This window comes from Caballeronia sp. LjRoot31, assembly GCF_964253885.1.
Classification (GTDB): domain Bacteria; phylum Pseudomonadota; class Gammaproteobacteria; order Burkholderiales; family Burkholderiaceae; genus Caballeronia.
In genome coordinates, this window is the sequence record NZ_CAXURX020000001.1 from 2,890,107 (window position 1) to 2,905,426 (window position 15,320).

At 60.6% G+C, this 15,320-nt stretch carries 15 protein-coding genes; 3 read left to right on the forward strand and 12 right to left on the reverse strand.

Going from position 1 to position 15,320, the window contains the following annotated elements; genetic code table 11:
• The 11 genes from ACSQ8V_RS12825 to ACSQ8V_RS12875 all read right to left on the reverse strand — a co-directional run bounded on the left by ACSQ8V_RS12825 (position 1) and on the right by ACSQ8V_RS12875 (position 11,636).
• Complete coding sequence (locus ACSQ8V_RS12825) at positions 1-705, reverse strand: ABC transporter ATP-binding protein (RefSeq protein ID WP_436205932.1); 705 nt, start codon at positions 703-705, stop codon at positions 1-3.
• On the reverse strand, positions 702-1,442 hold the full coding sequence (locus ACSQ8V_RS12830; RefSeq protein WP_436205933.1) for an ABC transporter ATP-binding protein: 741 nt from the start codon (positions 1,440-1,442) through the stop codon (positions 702-704). Before ACSQ8V_RS12830 ends, ACSQ8V_RS12825 begins: the two co-directional genes overlap by 4 nt.
• Positions 1,439-2,614, reverse strand: a complete 1,176-nt coding sequence (locus ACSQ8V_RS12835) for a branched-chain amino acid ABC transporter permease (protein ID WP_436205934.1) — start codon at positions 2,612-2,614, stop codon at positions 1,439-1,441. The genes ACSQ8V_RS12830 and ACSQ8V_RS12835 overlap by 4 nt, the downstream gene beginning before the upstream one ends.
• Entirely contained in the window at positions 2,607-3,560 is a 954-nt protein-coding gene (locus ACSQ8V_RS12840) for a branched-chain amino acid ABC transporter permease (RefSeq protein ID WP_436205935.1), read from the reverse strand. Before ACSQ8V_RS12840 ends, ACSQ8V_RS12835 begins: the two co-directional genes overlap by 8 nt.
• Before the next feature lie 11 nt (positions 3,561-3,571).
• A complete protein-coding gene (locus ACSQ8V_RS12845) occupies positions 3,572-4,027 on the reverse strand; it encodes an acyl-CoA thioesterase (protein ID WP_436205936.1) in 456 nt (151 codons plus the stop codon).
• Between the two features lie 3 nt (positions 4,028-4,030).
• Entirely contained in the window at positions 4,031-5,185 is a 1,155-nt protein-coding gene (locus tag ACSQ8V_RS12850) for an iron-containing alcohol dehydrogenase (RefSeq protein WP_436182164.1), read from the reverse strand.
• A 100-nt stretch (positions 5,186-5,285) separates the two neighbouring features.
• Positions 5,286-5,816 (reverse strand): NUDIX domain-containing protein, encoded by a 531-nt coding sequence (locus ACSQ8V_RS12855; protein WP_436182165.1) that lies wholly within the window; start codon positions 5,814-5,816, stop codon positions 5,286-5,288.
• A gap of 25 nt (positions 5,817-5,841) precedes the next feature.
• Positions 5,842-6,876 (reverse strand): threonine aldolase family protein, encoded by a 1,035-nt coding sequence (locus ACSQ8V_RS12860; protein ID WP_213767720.1) that lies wholly within the window; start codon positions 6,874-6,876, stop codon positions 5,842-5,844.
• Positions 6,877-7,005: 129 nt separating this feature from the next.
• A complete protein-coding gene (locus ACSQ8V_RS12865; RefSeq protein ID WP_436183166.1) occupies positions 7,006-7,203 on the reverse strand; it encodes a hypothetical protein in 198 nt (65 codons plus the stop codon).
• Between the two features lie 308 nt (positions 7,204-7,511).
• Positions 7,512-10,136 (reverse strand): alanine--tRNA ligase, encoded by a 2,625-nt coding sequence (alaS, locus tag ACSQ8V_RS12870; protein ID WP_436182167.1) that lies wholly within the window; start codon positions 10,134-10,136, stop codon positions 7,512-7,514.
• A gap of 1,281 nt (positions 10,137-11,417) precedes the next feature.
• On the reverse strand, positions 11,418-11,636 hold the full coding sequence (locus tag ACSQ8V_RS12875) for an ornithine acetyltransferase (protein ID WP_436205937.1): 219 nt from the start codon (positions 11,634-11,636) through the stop codon (positions 11,418-11,420).
• On the opposite strand from ACSQ8V_RS12875, the gene ACSQ8V_RS12880 reads away from it, so the two are divergent.
• The 3 genes from ACSQ8V_RS12880 to ACSQ8V_RS12890 all read left to right on the forward strand — a co-directional run bounded on the left by ACSQ8V_RS12880 (position 11,635) and on the right by ACSQ8V_RS12890 (position 14,748).
• Positions 11,635-11,946, forward strand: coding sequence for a hypothetical protein (locus tag ACSQ8V_RS12880; RefSeq protein ID WP_436205938.1), 312 nt, complete (start codon positions 11,635-11,637; stop codon positions 11,944-11,946). The genes ACSQ8V_RS12875 and ACSQ8V_RS12880 overlap by 2 nt on opposite strands.
• Before the next feature lie 83 nt (positions 11,947-12,029).
• A complete protein-coding gene (locus ACSQ8V_RS12885; protein WP_436182170.1) occupies positions 12,030-13,739 on the forward strand; it encodes a glutamine--tRNA ligase/YqeY domain fusion protein in 1,710 nt (569 codons plus the stop codon).
• A gap of 115 nt (positions 13,740-13,854) precedes the next feature.
• Positions 13,855-14,748, forward strand: a complete 894-nt coding sequence (locus ACSQ8V_RS12890; RefSeq protein ID WP_436206647.1) for a transporter substrate-binding domain-containing protein — start codon at positions 13,855-13,857, stop codon at positions 14,746-14,748.
• 67 nt (positions 14,749-14,815) lie between these two features.
• Here ACSQ8V_RS12890 and ACSQ8V_RS12895 read toward each other — a convergent pair whose 3' ends face one another.
• Positions 14,816-15,268: an NUDIX domain-containing protein gene (locus ACSQ8V_RS12895; protein ID WP_436205939.1), complete on the reverse strand. Its 453-nt coding sequence runs from the start codon at positions 15,266-15,268 to the stop codon at positions 14,816-14,818.
• Positions 15,269-15,320 lie beyond the last annotated feature (52 nt).

The following is a 15,320-nucleotide window of genomic DNA, read 5'->3' on the forward strand; positions in this document are numbered from 1 at the left end:
TTAACCGCCGACCGAGAGCCATTCGTTGATCACGCGCCCGTTCGCGGCAAGCGCGTCGGGCGTGTCGTCGAAGACAATCGCACCGTGCCCCATGACGGCGACGCGCGTAGCCAGCTCACGCGCAATGCTCATGCGTTGTTCGATCAATAGAATCGCCACGCCTCGCTCCCGCAGCTTTTTCAAGCAGGAAGAGACTTGCGCCGCGACTTGTGGCGCAAGTCCTTCCGTCGGTTCATCGACGATCACGAACGATGGATCCCCCATTAACGTCCGGGCAAGCGCCAGCATTTGCTGCTCGCCTCCCGACAACATCCCCGCCTTCACCGCCTCACGCTCTTGCAACACGGGAAAAAGTTGCTCCGCGTCGCCGATGGTGAAACGTGATCCACCTCGCTTCATGCCGAGCTGAAGGTTTTCTCTCACGCTCAACGTCGGGAAGACATCGCGCTGTTCGGGCACGTAGCCCATGCCCATGCGGGCGATTGCATAAGGACGTTTCCCCAGCACCGATACCCCGCGAAAGTTCGCCACTCCTTGCGCGTGCACCAGTCCCATCAGTGCTTTGGCGAGCGTCGAACGTCCCGAACCGTTGCGTCCTGCCAAGGCCACGATCTCGCCTTCGCCGATACGCAAACTCACGCCGTGCAGCACGTGACTTGCGCCATACCATGCGTTCAGACCGTCGATTTCAAGCAGTGTTGTCATGGTGTTTCGCCGAGATACGCGGCGCGAACCATCGGGTCCGCAGCGATGTCAGCGGGCGTTCCCGTTGCGATAATCTGGCCTTGCACAAGCACTGAAATGCGGTCGGCGAGTGCAAACACCGCGTCCATATCGTGCTCCACGATCAGCAACGTTTTGCCCTGCGTTGTCTCGCGAATCAATGCGAGTGCACGAGCAGCTTCCGCGCGATTCATGCCTGCGGTGGGTTCATCGAGCAACAGCACGGACGCGCCTGTTGCAAGCGCAAGGCCCAGATCGAGCGCGCGCAACTCCGCATAGCTGAGGCGGGTGGCGAGTGCATCGCTACGATCAAGCAAGCCGATAGCAGCTATCACCCGATGTGTCTCCTCGTCAATCACGCTCGAATGGAACCATCGGTTTTTCCACGTCGCCGTACGGGAACCGAGGACCGCGCAACGAACATTGTCGCGGACGGTTAGACCCGTGAACACGCTTGTTGTCTGGAAGCTGCGCGCAAGACCCTGGCGTCCCAGCCGATGAGCCGGCATCCTCGTCACATCGAGCCCGTTCAACGCGATGTGGCCGCTCGTCGGTTGCGTGCGCCCAGCGATCAGGTCGAACAACGTGGACTTGCCAGCGCCATTGGGACCGATCAACGCATGACGCTCGCCTTGGCGAATGCTCAGATCGACGCCGCGAAGGATCTGGGTTGCATCGAACCGCTTCGTGATGCGCTTTAGTTCAAGCGCGGTGGTCATCGTGTGCTCCGGGCTTGCCGTGTGAATACAACGGCAAGTACAGCGCTGAAGAACGCACAGCACCAGGGAACGGCGTGCCGGCCATCGAGAAGGAAACCGGCGATGTGTGCCAACCCGTCGCCATGACTATCGAATTGCAGCGCGTAGGCGAGTTCTACGGCAATGACGATCGCCAACAGCCACGCGGCAAAAGCGCACAACGCGAACGCGATAGACACGTAACCCTCGCGTGAACGTTCGGCGATAAACCCCATCAGGCCCTTGGGCGCCACCACCACGACCCACACAAAAAACAGCCCAAGATAGGCCACCCACGCAAGCGATACACTCCCCACCACCAAGCTGAAAAACGTCATCACCACGGCTCCCAACACCGGCCCAAAAAATTCTGCAGTCCCACCGATCACCGTTGCAATCAGCACGCTTCCCGAGCGCGCGAGCCCGACTCCTTCTGCCGATGCCAGCTCCACGTTAATTAGCCCGATCCCGCCCGCCACGCCCGCAAAAAAAGCCGCGACGATCACCATTGCGAAGCGCACGCGCTGCGGATCGAAACCGATGGCCGCAGCACGCACGGGGTTATCGCGGACTGCGTTCGCCACCCGCACGAACGGCGTGCGCGAGAACACGAACATCGCGATACACGCCAGCACGCACCATCCGGCGATCAGCGCATAAGCCTGGATCGAAGGCCCGAAGTTCAAGCCCAAAATGGCCGGACCGCTCGCCCGATCGATGGAAATGCCACCTTCTCCGCCGAACCAACCGGGCACGAGCGATACACCCGCCGCAACCAGTTCGCCAATTCCGAGCGTGATCATCGCGAAAGTCGTGCCGGCGCGACGCGTTGAAAAAAAGCCGAACACAACACCCACAAGCGCCGCCGACACGCCACCGACCAACGGCAACAAAGGCAGCGGCACCGCGAATCGATTGAAGAATTGAGCAGCGGCAAACGCACCAAGACCCGCATACACAGCGTGACCAAAAGACAGCAACCCTGTCTCGCCAAGCAGCAGATTGAACGAGAGCGCAAACACGATCATGGTCGCGGTTTGCGCGAGATAGGCGAGCAGCCAGCTCTGCGATGTGAAGACCGGCGGCAACGCGAGACCGGCCACGAGCAGCAGCCATGGAAGCGCCTGACGTGAAGAGATGCGTGCGTTAAGCATCGTCGTCGCCACGCTGGCCAAACAGCCCGCGAGGACGCAGCGCGAGCATCGTGACAAGCAGCACATACGGCAGCACGGGCGCGATCTGCGCGACGCTCAACGACGCCCACGCAGGCGGCAACACCGCGCCGGCAAGCTGGGCGATACCACCAAGCGACAACGTCGTCCCGACGGCAAACGTCTGCACGCAGCCGATCAAAAGCGATGCCACGAGCGCGCCGCCCACCGACCCCAGCCCCCCGACTACCACGACAACAAACACGATAGGTCCGATGTTCTCGGCCATCGAAGATTCGATGACAAACAACGGCGCACCGATCACACCGGCCAACGCCGCGAGCGCGGTGCCGCTCGCGAACACCAGCGTAAACACACGAGGAACGTTGTGCCCAAGCGTCTCGACAGTCGCCGCATGCGTGAGCGCAGCTCTCACCACGAGCCCGATCCGCGAGACCCGCAGCACGGCATACAAAGCCAGCAGCATGACCAGCGATACACCCATCATGAACGCGCGATAACGCGGGAATGCAGCACCGTAGAGCGTGAACAACGGGCCATCGAGGCCTGAAGGAACAACGGCGCTAATGGCCGCAAGACCCCATACAAGCTTCACGATTTCAGCGATCAGATACGCTGCACCGAACGTCAGCAAAAGCTCGGCAAGCGCACCGCGCGTTTCAATCCGGCGCAATAAAAGCCGCTCGAACAACCCGCCTAGCGCGCCAACGAGCAGCGGTGAAACGACCAGCGCAAACCAGAAGCCCCCATGCGCCGCGAGCGCGTAACCCACATATGCGCCGAGCATATAAAAGCTCGCGTGAGCGAAGTTGAGCACGCCCATCATGCTGAAGATCAGCGTCAATCCCGCCGACAGCATGAACAGCAGCAACCCGACGCTCACTCCATTCAGAAGGTTGATCGCGAACCACTGAACGAACGAGGTCACGTTACGCGAACCTACCCGGTAACAACGGTGACAACGCTAACGAGCGGCTTGAGCGCCGCGACGAGCGTCTCGGGCAAGGCAACCGGACGGCGCGTATCGCGATCGACATAAACGTGCACAAAATACCCTTGCGCCGCGGGTCGCTCGGAACCCGCGCTGAAGATACCCACTTCGTAGCGCACGCTCGTGGCCCCGATCTGGGCCACGCGCAGACCGGCATCGATACGTTCTGGAAACGCCAGCGAAGCGAAGTAGCTGCAATGCGTTTCCACCACGAGCCCGATCGTCTTGCCCACCTCCAGATCGAGCGCGCCGTGCCGGATCAGATACTCGTTCACCACGGTATCAAAGTAGCTGTAATACACCACGTTGTTCACGTGGCCGTAGAGATCGTTATCGGACCAGCGCGTATTGATCGACAGGAAATGCGGATAATCCGCGCGCGTCGTCGGGACAGGGCGGCTCATGAATCAGAACGACTCCTGCAGCATCCGCCGATAATCGTCCGCACTCGCCTCGCGCGGATTGGTCTTGTGACAATGATCGGCAAGCGCACCCTTGATCACCTTGTCGAACATGTCCTGCTCGACACCCATTTGCGACAGACGGGTCGGCAGGCCGAGACGCTCGGTCATATCGTGAACGGCTTGAGCGATGTCAGCATCGGCGGCGAGATTCATCACGCGGCGCATCCGTGCAAAACGCTTGTCGGCCACCACGCTCGGCGCGCTTTCGTTGAAGCGCAGCACGGCCGGCAGAACGACCGCGTTCAGCGTGCCGTGATGCAGCCCGGTGCGCCCGTTCACGACCAAACCTCCCAGCGGATGCGAGAGCGAATGCACGCAGCCCAGACCCTTCTGGAACGCCATGGCGCCCTGCATCGACGCACTCATCATGTTCAGGCGCGCATCGCGGTCCTGGCCATCGTGCGTCGCCCGCTCGATAGACGCCCACGCGCGCTCAAGCCCATCCAGCGCGATGCCGTCAGCGGGCGGATTGAACGCTGGTGCGAGAAACGTTTCGATGCAATGCGCGATCGCGTCCATGCCGGTTGCAGCGGTGAGCATGGGCGGCAAGCCCAGCGTCAGCGACGGATCGCAGACGGCGGACTTGGGCAACAGATGCCATGAGTGAAAGCCGAGCTTGCGGCCATCGGCGAGAATGATGATTGCCCCGCGCGCCACTTCGCTGCCGGTGCCCGAGGTGGTCGGCACGGCGATCAGCGGGGCGGCCTCAGCGGTGATCTTGTTGCTGCCGCCTTCGATGGTCGCGTACTCCGTCAGCGTTCCCGGATGGGTCGCCATGATCGCGACACCCTTCGCCAGATCGATGGACGAACCGCCGCCCACGGCGATCAGGCCATCGCAGCCTTCGCTTTTGTAAAGCGCGGCGGCTTTCATCACCATCGCTTCGGTCGGGTTCGACGGGGTTTCGTCGAAGATGGGAACAGCGCCCGCATCCAGGTTCAGCGCCTGCACGGTTTGCGACACCAGCCCCGCGGCCAGGACGCCTTTGTCCGTGATGATCAGCGGCCGCTTGATGCCGACGCGCGTACATTCGCTGTCGAGCATAGCGAGTGCGTCGTAACCGAGGTGGATGTGGGTAACGTAGAAAATGAAGGCCATGACGAGTGTCCGCGGTTGAGTGAGGCGTCAGGCATGTTAGGAGTCCGGCGGGAGTCCGTCAATCCGCGCGGACGCATGGTTCGTGCGGGCTTGACTGATGCTACTGCCCCGGCCGGTCCACATATTCCACGGCCAGGCCGCGGCGGCGCATCCATTCGGCCACGGCATGGCCGGTTCCCGCGCGCCACGGCCTGAGCTTCGCCGGCTCGACCAGACGATATTCAAGCAATTCCGGCGACAGGCTGATGGTCCCGTTCGCCTTCACGTGATACGCAATGATCAACTCGTTCTTGCGGATGAATTCGTACACGCCGACCAGTTCCACCGACTGCGCGACCAGCGACGTTTCTTCAAGCACTTCCCGCGCGATGCCTTCCTCGGGCGTCTCGCCGTTCTCCAGAAAACCCGTGATCAGCGCGAACATGCCCTCGACCCACGCTGCATTGCGCGCGAGCAGGATCTTGCCCTCGTACTCCACGATCGCCGCGACCACCGGCAGCGGATTATTCCAGTGCACGAAGCCGCATTCCGGGTCCGGACACGCGAGTCGCACGCGCCCGCCTTCGTGGCTTTCGTCGGTGCGTTCGACCAGCTGGTTGGCATCGCGTGGACAGAATTGGTATTCGATCATGGTGTGATTCCGGAGACTCGAAAAGTCAGTGGACCGAGCAAAGCGCGCGGATTTCGGCGGCGAACTGCTCCACCGTTTCCGGCAGCGTGTCCCACGCACACATCAGCCGGCAGCCGCCCGAGCCGATGAACTGATAAAACTTCCAGCCCTTGTTGCGCAGCGCTTGCGCAACAGCCGGCGGCAGCTCGGCGAACACCGCGTTCCCTTGCGGCTTGAACATCACCTTCACGCCTTCTATGCCTTCCAGCCGCGCGGCCATCAATTGCGCCATGGCGTTTGCATGGCGTGCGTTGCGCAGCCAGACATCGTTATTGAGCAAGCCGAGCCACGGCGCCGAGATAAACCGCATCTTCGACGCCAGTTGCCCCGCCTGTTTCAGCCGATACGCAAAGTCGACGGCCAGCGCCTTATCGAAGAAAATCACTGCCTCGCCGACCGGCAGGCCGTTCTTCGTGCCGCCGAAACACAGCACGTCGACACCCGCGCGCCACGTGATTTCCGACGGATGCACATTCAGCGACGCAACCGCGTTCGCAAACCGCGCGCCGTCCATGTGGACCTTCAAATGACGGCGTTTCGCGATCGCTGCGATCGCGCGGACTTCTTCCACGCTGTAGACGGTGCCCACTTCGGTGGACTGCGTCAGCGTGACGACCTTGGGCTTCGGATAGTGAATGTCAGCGCGACGCGTGACAATGGCTTCAATAGCATCCGGCGTAAGCTTTCCGTCGATACCCGGCGCCGTCAGCAATTTCGAACCGCCCGAGAAGAATTCGGGGCCGCCGCATTCATCGGTTTCGATGTGCGCGAGCTCGTGGCAAATCACTGAGTGATACGACTGGCAGAGCGATGCGAGCGCCAGTGAATTGGCCGCCGTGCCGTTGAAGACGAAGAAGACTTCGCAGTCGGTCTGAAACAGGTCGCGGATGCGGTCGCACACGCCTTGAGTCCAGGAATCGTCGCCGTAGGCCGGCTCGTGGCCGCTGTTATTGGCTTCGATCAGCGCGGCGAGCGCTTCGGGGCAGATGCCGGCGTAGTTGTCGGAGGCGAAATGTTGCATGCGGTCAGGGTGGCCAAGGCGAAGGTGAGTGTGGCCGTCATTTTAACGTTTCGAGCGTGAACACGCGGAGACGTCAATAACCGCCAAGCCCGTGTCTGTTTGTCCCCTGTTCGCTGACCGCTTTGCGATTTATTTTCCGGCGGGTTGATCAGATCCCGCAGCCTGCTGCGCCTTCTTGTCCTTCTTGTTTGCTTCGTGATGACCGATCGCGCAACCGCCGGCTGCGCCCACCGCGCCGTGCTTGCCCGCAACGTGGCCCGCCACGCCGCCTACTGCCGCACCTTCCAGACATCCTTTGGCGTAGACGGCACCCGTGGCGAAAAACATCGAAGAAGCAGCGACGAGTGTGACGAGTTTTCGATTCATGAGACAGGTTCCTTTCGTAGTCGATGCACAAGGCTTCGTGCCTGCGCTGACCAAAGCATGGCAAGTCGCGTACCTGTCGTTTTGCTTGCGGTTTTCGCGGATGCTTGCTGCGGCATTCGCCTTTCAAGGCCGCGTAGCGACCCCTTTTTCGTGGACGAAAAAAAGCCCGTTCTCGATCGCAGCAGAACGGGCTTTTTCAAAACATTGAAGCGCGTAGCAAGTTAAACGCGGCTAGACGCAGCTAGACGCAGCTAGACGCAGCTAGACGCTTAGAGCTTTCCCTTCACCCAGTCATTCACGCCGGCCAGTGCCGCTTCCAGGTTCTCCGGCTCGGTGCCGCCCGCTTGCGCCATATCCGGCCGTCCGCCGCCCTTGCCGCCAACTTGCTGCGCGACGAAGTTCACCAGATCCCCCGCTTTAACCTTCTTCGATGCCTCCGCTGTCACGCCTGCAATCAGGCTGACCTTGTTGCCATCGACGGCTGCCAGAACGATGGCTGCGTTCTTCAGCTTGTCCTTCAATTTATCGACGGTTTCGCGCAGCGTCTTGCTATCCGCGCCCGGCAACTGCGCCGCCAGCACATGGATGCCACCGATCTCAACCGCCTGCGACACGAGTTCGTCGCCCTGGCTGGATGCAAGCTTCGACTTCAGCGCGCCGAGTTCCTTTTCCAGCGCCTTCACGTGCTCCTGAACCTGCGTGATGCGCTGCGTGAGTTCGGACGGCTGCGCCTTCAGCAGCGCCGATGCCGCGTTGATCCGCGCATCGAGTTCCTGCACGAAGCGCACGGCGTTGTCGCCGGTGATCGCTTCCACGCGGCGAATCCCGGCCGCCACGCCACCTTCCATCACGATCTTGAACAAGCCGATGTCGCCCGTCCGATGCACGTGCGTGCCGCCGCAAAGTTCGCGCGAAAAACCGAGGTCGAGCACGCGCACTTCGTCGCCGTATTTTTCGCCGAACAGCGCCATCGCGCCGCCCTTCACGGCCTCGTCATACGGCATCACGCGCACGATACCCGGCGCGTTCGCCAGCACTTCGGCGTTGACGATTTCTTCCACGCGACGAATCTGCTCGTCGGTCATGGGCGCGTTGTGCGCGAAGTCGAAGCGGGTCTTGTCCGGATCGACAAGCGAACCCTTTTGCTGCACGTGAGCGCCGAGCACTTCGCGCAGCGCCTTGTGCATCAAGTGCGTGGCCGAGTGATTGCGAGCGGTGCGCAGACGGCGAACCGTATCGATTTCCGCCTTCACCACGTCGCCTACTTTCAGCGTGCCCTGCTCGACCGTGCCGTGATGGCCAACGACGTCGGACTGGACCTTGAGGGTATCGACGACGGCGAAGCGCACCACCGCGTTCGCGAGCACGCCCTGATCGCCCGCCTGACCGCCCGATTCGGCGTAGAACGGCGTGTGATCGAGCACGACGACCGCCTGCTGACCGGCCTGCGCTTCCTTCACCGAACCACCGTCCACGTAAAGCGCGACCACTTTGGCGTCGTCGAAGATTTCGTTTTCGTAGCCGTGGAACGTGGTTTTCGTGCCCGCGTAGTCCAGGCCTTGCGCCGACTTGAACTTGCCGGCCGAGCGAGCTTGCTCCCGTTGACGCGCCATGGCTTCGTCGAACGCGGCTTCGTCGACCGTGATGCCGCGCTCGCGGCAAACGTCTGCGGTCAGATCCAGCGGGAAGCCGAATGTGTCGTGGAGTTTGAACGCGAGTTCGCCGTCCAGTTGCTTCGAGCCCTTGGCGTCGAGCGTGGCGAGTTCGGTTTCGAGCATCGACATGCCGTGTTCGATTGTCTCGAAGAAACGTTCTTCTTCCTGCCGCAGAACGTCCGTGACGCGGGTTTGCGCGTCCTTGAGTTCCGGGTAGGCCGCGCCCATTTCCTCGACCAGATCGGCCACGAGCTTATGGAAAAACGCGCCCTTGCGGCCGAGTTTGTAGCCGTGGCGGATGGCGCGGCGTACGATCCGGCGCAGCACATAACCGCGGCCTTCGTTGCCGGGAATCACGCCGTCGACGATCAGGAACGAGCATGCGCGAATATGGTCCGCGATCACCTTCAGCGAGTTGTTGGTGAGATCCGGCGTGTCGGTTTCGCGGGCGGCGGCCTTGATCAGCGTCTGGAACAGGTCGATCTCGTAGTTGCTGTGCACATGCTGGAGCACGGCGGCGAGGCGTTCGAGGCCCATGCCGGTATCGACGCTCTGCTTGGGCAGCTTCGTCATGTTGCCCTGGACGTCGCGGTTGAACTGCATGAACACGAGATTCCAGATCTCGATGAAGCGGTCGCCGTCCTCTTCCGGGGATCCCGGCGGGCCGCCCCAGATTTCCGGGCCGTGGTCGTAGAACACTTCCGAGCACGGGCCGCACGGGCCGGTGTCGCCCATGGTCCAGAAGTTATCCGATGCGTAGCGCGCGCCTTTGTTGTCGCCGATCCGGATGATCCGTTCCTTCGGCACGCCGATTTCGTTTTCCCAGATGGCGAACGCTTCGTCGTCTTCCTGGTAGACCGTGACCGTGAGCTTTTCCGGCGGGAGGCCGTAGACCTTGGTCAGCAGTTCCCAGCAATAGTGGATGGCGTCGCGCTTGAAATAGTCGCCGAACGAGAAGTTGCCCAGCATTTCGAAGAACGTGTGATGGCGGGCCGTGTAGCCGACGTTTTCGAGGTCGTTGTGCTTGCCGCCGGCGCGCACGCTGCGCTGCGAGGTCGTGGCGCGCGAATACGGCCGGCTCTCCGTGCCGAGGAAGACGTCCTTGAACTGGACCATGCCGGAGTTGACGAACAGGAGCGTCGGATCGTTGCCGGGCACGAGGCTCGACGAGCGGACGATCGTGTGGCCCTTCGATTCAAAGAACTTGAGGAATTTCTCGCGGATGTCGGCGGCTTTCATGGCGTGCGGGTCTGCTGTTTTGTACGGCGGCGGCGCTGGGGGCGGAGCTTCTGACTTTTGTGTTTAGTCGCTCGCGCGCGGGCCGGTGCCGGGTGCCAAAATGGGATTGTCGATTATACGGGGTTTGGAGGGGGATTTTGTTCGCACTGGTGGACGGGGCTTTTCGTTCGCACCGGTGGACGGTTTTGGGGGTTTTCAGGGCTTGCGGGGGGGGTGATGTCCAGTTGCCAGGTTTTTTGGGGTTGGCGGTTGGGGTCAGTGCCGGGTTGGTCGGTTCTGGGGTTAGCGGTCGGAGTCAATGCCGGGTTGGTGCTTTCAGTGTTAGCGGTCTGCGAGAGTCGGATTTTCTCTTTATCACTGTTAGCCACTGTGCGTGGCGGCACGTCATTTCTTTGTCCAAAGCGACAAAGAAACGAAGCAAAGAAAACGCTTTCAAACACGCTACCCTAAGTGTCCACAGCGTGCAGTTTCTATTCATAGGTGCCCCAAAAGCACGGTGCTCGCCAGAGCGAAGGATGTGTGAACCCCTCTTTCTCCGAACACGGATACCCACACGCTTCGCCACCAGTGATTGAACCTGCCCAAGGGGCACCCCGCGCTATCCGCGGACAACCGCCCTCCAAATGTGTACGCACCTCGAATCACGCCGCCAACCTACCAAGTAATAAAGCCCCAAAGTATGTAAGGCCGTAACCGACGAAAATAACCGCGTAAGCACGCGATCAGCTCACCAAAGACTGAGGCAGTAAATACGGGGCGCGTCGAGCTGCGGTGGATCAAGCTGTGACCCACGAGAAAAGCGAGCCGACCGAGCAGCCACCCCCAAAGACGCGTGAGGCCGTACCGGTTCCTGGGCCGCACGTGCTTGCCCGAGAGCGTACGGGGCGAAGCGTGTTCGTGTCAGGATTCGCGAGAAGGAGGGGTTCAAACATCCTTCGCTCTGGCGAGCACCGTGCTTTTGGGGCACCCATGAATCAAAACTGCACGCTGTGGACACTTAGGGTAGAGCGGTTAAAGCGCTTTCTTTGCTTCGTTTCTTTGTCGCTTTGGACAAAGAAATGACGTGCCGCCACGCACAGTGGCTAATAGTGATAAAGAGAAAATCCGACTCTCGCAGACCGCTAACGCCGAAAGCACCAACCCGGCACTGACCCCGACCACTAACCCCAGAACCGCCCAACCTGGCACTGACTCCGACCGCCCCCACCCCAAAACCCGGACATCAACCCCACCCACGAACCCTGAAAACCCCCAAACCGTCCACCGGTGCGAACGAAAATCTCATCTCACTCCAGCCCCGATCAACCCACCCGCCGCCGCGCCCGCGACCGTCCCAATCGGACCACCCGTCAGCACATAACCCAATGCCCCGCCGGCAACCGCCCCAATACCCGCGTGCGCCTGCGTACGGCTCACCGCACAGGCCGACAGCGAAGCGATAAACACCCCAATCGCCGCGACCCGCGCAACCTGAAAAGAAACCCGCGTGATCTTGTCCATGATGAAATTGCCCTTTTATCGTCGATACCATCTGCATCCGAAACCTTTCAATTTCATTATTTCGGAACGCGTGGCTATCTTAAAATCCTCCCCTCAACGCCGACAATTCGATTTACGTCCCGTTACGCTGGATACAACCAGTGTTGAAAACGCCGTGGCCTGGTTACAACCGCACCGCAACCAAACAACAACCAAACATCAACCAAACATCAACCAAACATCAACCCGCGAGGCTCCGGGATGTCGCAGCCACGCCGCACATCGCGGCAAAATCCCGGCCTGCGCTGCCCTGACCCTCTCGCTAAGGTAGAATCGAAAGACCAGATAAGTCTTACCGAACGCAAGCCGCAGGTCTTCAACGCTAGCGCCCTCGTCCGCTCTCCTTTTTCTCGCATGAACACCGATCGCAACGACGCCCCGGCGGTAAACAATTTCATCCGCAATATCATTGACGAAGACAATCGCAACGGCAAATGGTCGCAGCGGGTCGAAACACGTTTTCCGCCCGAGCCAAATGGCTATCTGCACATTGGCCATGCGAAGAGCATTTGCGTCAATTTCGGCATCGCGCGTGATTACGGCGGCGTCTGCCACCTCCGTTTCGACGACACGAACCCGGAAAAGGAAAGCGTCGAATACGTCGATTCCATCATCGACGCCGTCAAATGGCTCGGCTTCGACTGGAACAAAGACGGCACCGAACACCTGTACTTCGCCAGCGACTACTACGACAAACTCTACGAATTCGCCGAGCTGCTGATCGAACGCGGCCAGGCTTATGTAGACAGCCAGTCGGCCGAAGAGATGCGCCTCACACGCGGCTCGGCCCAGGAGCCCGGCAAGAATTCGCCATTCCGCGACCGCACGCCGGAAGAGAACCTCGACCTGTTCCGCCGCATGAAAGCAGGCGAGTTCAAGGAAGGCGAGCACGTGCTGCGCGCGAAAATCGACATGGCATCGCCGAATTTCAACATGCGCGATCCCGTGATCTACCGGATTCGTTTTGCGCATCATTACCGGACCGGTGACACATGGTGCATCTACCCCATGTACGACTACACGCATTGTGTATCGGACGCGCTCGAAAACATCACGCATTCACTGTGCACGCTCGAGTTTGAAGATCACCGTCCGCTGTACGACTGGTTCCTGAATCAACTCGCCGACGACGGCAAGTTCACCCGTCCGCTGCCGCAGCAAATCGAATTCTCCCGCCTGAACCTGACCTACGCGATCACCAGCAAACGCAAGCTGCTGCAACTGGTGACGGAAAATCACGTCGACGGCTGGGACGACCCGCGCATGCCAACTATCGTTGGAGTACGGCGTCGGGGTTTCACGCCGGAAAGCATCCGGCTCATGTGCGACCGCGTGGCGGTGACGAAGGTGGATTCGTGGATCGACATGAGCGTGCTGGAAGGCGCGTTGCGCGACGATCTCGACGAAAAGGCGCCCCGTGCAATCGCGGTGCTGGACCCGCTGAAACTGATCATCGACAACTATCCGGAAGGCACGAGCGAAACATGCAGCGCGCCGGTTCACCCGCATCATCCTGAGCGCGGCACCCGCGAATTTCCGTTTTCAAGGGAATTGTGGATCGAGCGCGAGGACTTCCAGGAAGCACCGAAGAAAGGCTATTTCCGTTTGTTCCCGGGCAACAAGGTACGGCTGAAGTACGGCTTCGTCGTGGAATGCACCGGAGCGGATAAGGACGAGCACGGCAACATCACGGCCGTGCATTGCACGTATTTCCCCGATAGCAAGTCCGGCACGGAAGGCGCAAACGGCTATAAGGTCAAGGGCACCATTCACTGGGTCAGCGCAGAAGGCGCGTACGAAGCCGAAGTGCGGATCTATGACCGCCTCTTCAAAGAACCGCAACCCGGCGCAGGCGGCGCGGAGTTTCTTGATGCGCTGAACCCGGACTCGAAGCGCATCGTGCGTGCTTATCTCGAACCGGGCGCACGCCAGGCAAACGCCGAAGATCGCTACCAGTTCGAACGCCACGGCTATTTCGTCGCCGACCGTATCGATTCGAAACCCGGCATGCCGGTGTTCAATCGTATCGTCAGCCTGCGCGATAGCTGGACCAAGCCGGCTTAAAGCCATCGGCGCATTCCGCCGAACGTACGCACGCTCATTGTTGTTGGGGGATCCTTTGCAACGCACCTTGCCAAGGTCGTTCGTCCGCGCGTGGCACGTGTCACGCACGTCTCGCATGTCGTGCGCGTTCGCGCTGCTGGTCGCGGCGCAAACGGCTTTCGCGGGCACAGTCGACCTGTCCTCGCCTACGTTACGCAAGATCGCCGAGAACAACAGCATTGTTCTCGGCGTGCGCGAGTCGTCGGTCCCCTTCTCCTATCTCGACGCGAACGGGCAGCCTATCGGCTATTCACAGGTCATTGCGCTCAAAATAGTCGACGAAGTCAGGCGCCGCTTGCAAACACCGCGGCTTGCCGTGAGCACGGTCGTCATCACGTCGGCGAACCGATTGTCGTATGTGGTAAATCACCAGATCGACCTGGAGTGCGGATCTACCGCCCACATTCGTGACCGGGAGCAATTGGTCGCGTTCTCTAACAGCTTCTTCAGCTACGGCATCCGGATGGCGGTAAAGCAAAAATCCGGCATTTCCAACTACGCCGATCTTGCCGGCAAGACTGTATCGACCACAGCAGGCACATCCGACGAACAGCTACTGCGGGAACTGTCGCTGAACCGGAAACTCGATCTGCGAATCTTCAGCGCGAAAGACCACGCAGAAGGTTTCGATGCATTGAAAACCGGCCGCGCCGTGGCGTTCGTGATGGATGATCCGTTGCTGTACGGAAAAATAGCCCAGGAAGGTCCGGCCCAAAACGAGTACATGGTCACGGGCGACTCGCTCGCGCACGAATCCTACGCATGCATGATGCACAAGGGCGACCCGGTCTTCAAGAAACTGGCCGATGACGTGATTGCCGACATGGAGCGCTCAGGCGAAGCCGAAAAACTCTACGACCAGTGGTTCATGCAAGCCATTCCCCCCGATAACATCAACTTGCGGTTCCCTCTGTCGCCAGAAATGAGAGCGTTGTTCGCCAACCCGAACGACCACGCCTCCGAAAACTAGCACTGACCAAGCAGCCAGCGCCGATCAATGGCGACCCGCGACACGACGCACGCCCAAGCCTTCCGGCTCAGGCGAGCGTCTGGTGCAGCTCGGTCAGCGACAACGTGGTCTGGAACAGGCGCGCGAGGCTGCGGCTTGCGTACTGATCGACATCAACCGGCGTGACCCATCTGTACGCGTCCATTTCGGGGATCATCGCGCCGTCCCGGCGACGCGGAAAATACGATTCGCAGACGCACTCTTCAAGCTTCACTTCGTCGTCGGTCACTCGCACCGCAAACAGATGCAGGTCCTTGTCGCGGCGATAAACAAACCGCCCCAGATCCTTCAACCGCTCCGCATTCAGCACGATCCCCGTCTCTTCCACGAGTTCCCGCAACGCCGCTTCCACGGGTTGTTCGTCCGCCTCACCCTGGCCTTTCGGAATATCCCAGTGCGACGTCTCGGTCGCGTGGCACAGCAACACGTCCCCTTGCGTGTTAAGAATCACGACGCCGCACGAAACCGTCCGGTCCGCCATTTAAGCAGCCTTCCGGATTCGAGATACCGCGTGACGGGAAACTTCGGGCTGG

Coding starts and splice junctions, on each gene's coding strand:
- ACSQ8V_RS12825 (WP_436205932.1), bottom strand. CDS start 705: ATGACAACACTGCTTGAAATCGACGGTCTGAACGCATGGTATGGCGCA.
- ACSQ8V_RS12830 (WP_436205933.1), bottom strand. CDS start 1,442: ATGACCACCGCGCTTGAACTAAAGCGCATCACGAAGCGGTTCGATGCA.
- ACSQ8V_RS12835 (WP_436205934.1), bottom strand. CDS start 2,614: ATGCTTAACGCACGCATCTCTTCACGTCAGGCGCTTCCATGGCTGCTG.
- ACSQ8V_RS12845 (WP_436205936.1), bottom strand. CDS start 4,027: ATGAGCCGCCCTGTCCCGACGACGCGCGCGGATTATCCGCATTTCCTG.
- ACSQ8V_RS12850 (WP_436182164.1), bottom strand. CDS start 5,185: ATGGCCTTCATTTTCTACGTTACCCACATCCACCTCGGTTACGACGCA.
- ACSQ8V_RS12855 (WP_436182165.1), bottom strand. CDS start 5,816: ATGATCGAATACCAATTCTGTCCACGCGATGCCAACCAGCTGGTCGAA.
- ACSQ8V_RS12860 (WP_213767720.1), bottom strand. CDS start 6,876: ATGCAACATTTCGCCTCCGACAACTACGCCGGCATCTGCCCCGAAGCG.
- ACSQ8V_RS12865 (WP_436183166.1), bottom strand. CDS start 7,203: ATGTTTTTCGCCACGGGTGCCGTCTACGCCAAAGGATGTCTGGAAGGT.
- alaS (WP_436182167.1), bottom strand. CDS start 10,136: ATGAAAGCCGCCGACATCCGCGAGAAATTCCTCAAGTTCTTTGAATCG.
- ACSQ8V_RS12880 (WP_436205938.1), top strand. CDS start 11,635: ATGATGAAATTGCCCTTTTATCGTCGATACCATCTGCATCCGAAACCT.
- ACSQ8V_RS12875 (WP_436205937.1), bottom strand. CDS start 11,636: ATGGACAAGATCACGCGGGTTTCTTTTCAGGTTGCGCGGGTCGCGGCG.
- ACSQ8V_RS12885 (WP_436182170.1), top strand. CDS start 12,030: ATGAACACCGATCGCAACGACGCCCCGGCGGTAAACAATTTCATCCGC.
- ACSQ8V_RS12890 (WP_436206647.1), top strand. CDS start 13,855: ATGTCGTGCGCGTTCGCGCTGCTGGTCGCGGCGCAAACGGCTTTCGCG.
- ACSQ8V_RS12895 (WP_436205939.1), bottom strand. CDS start 15,268: ATGGCGGACCGGACGGTTTCGTGCGGCGTCGTGATTCTTAACACGCAA.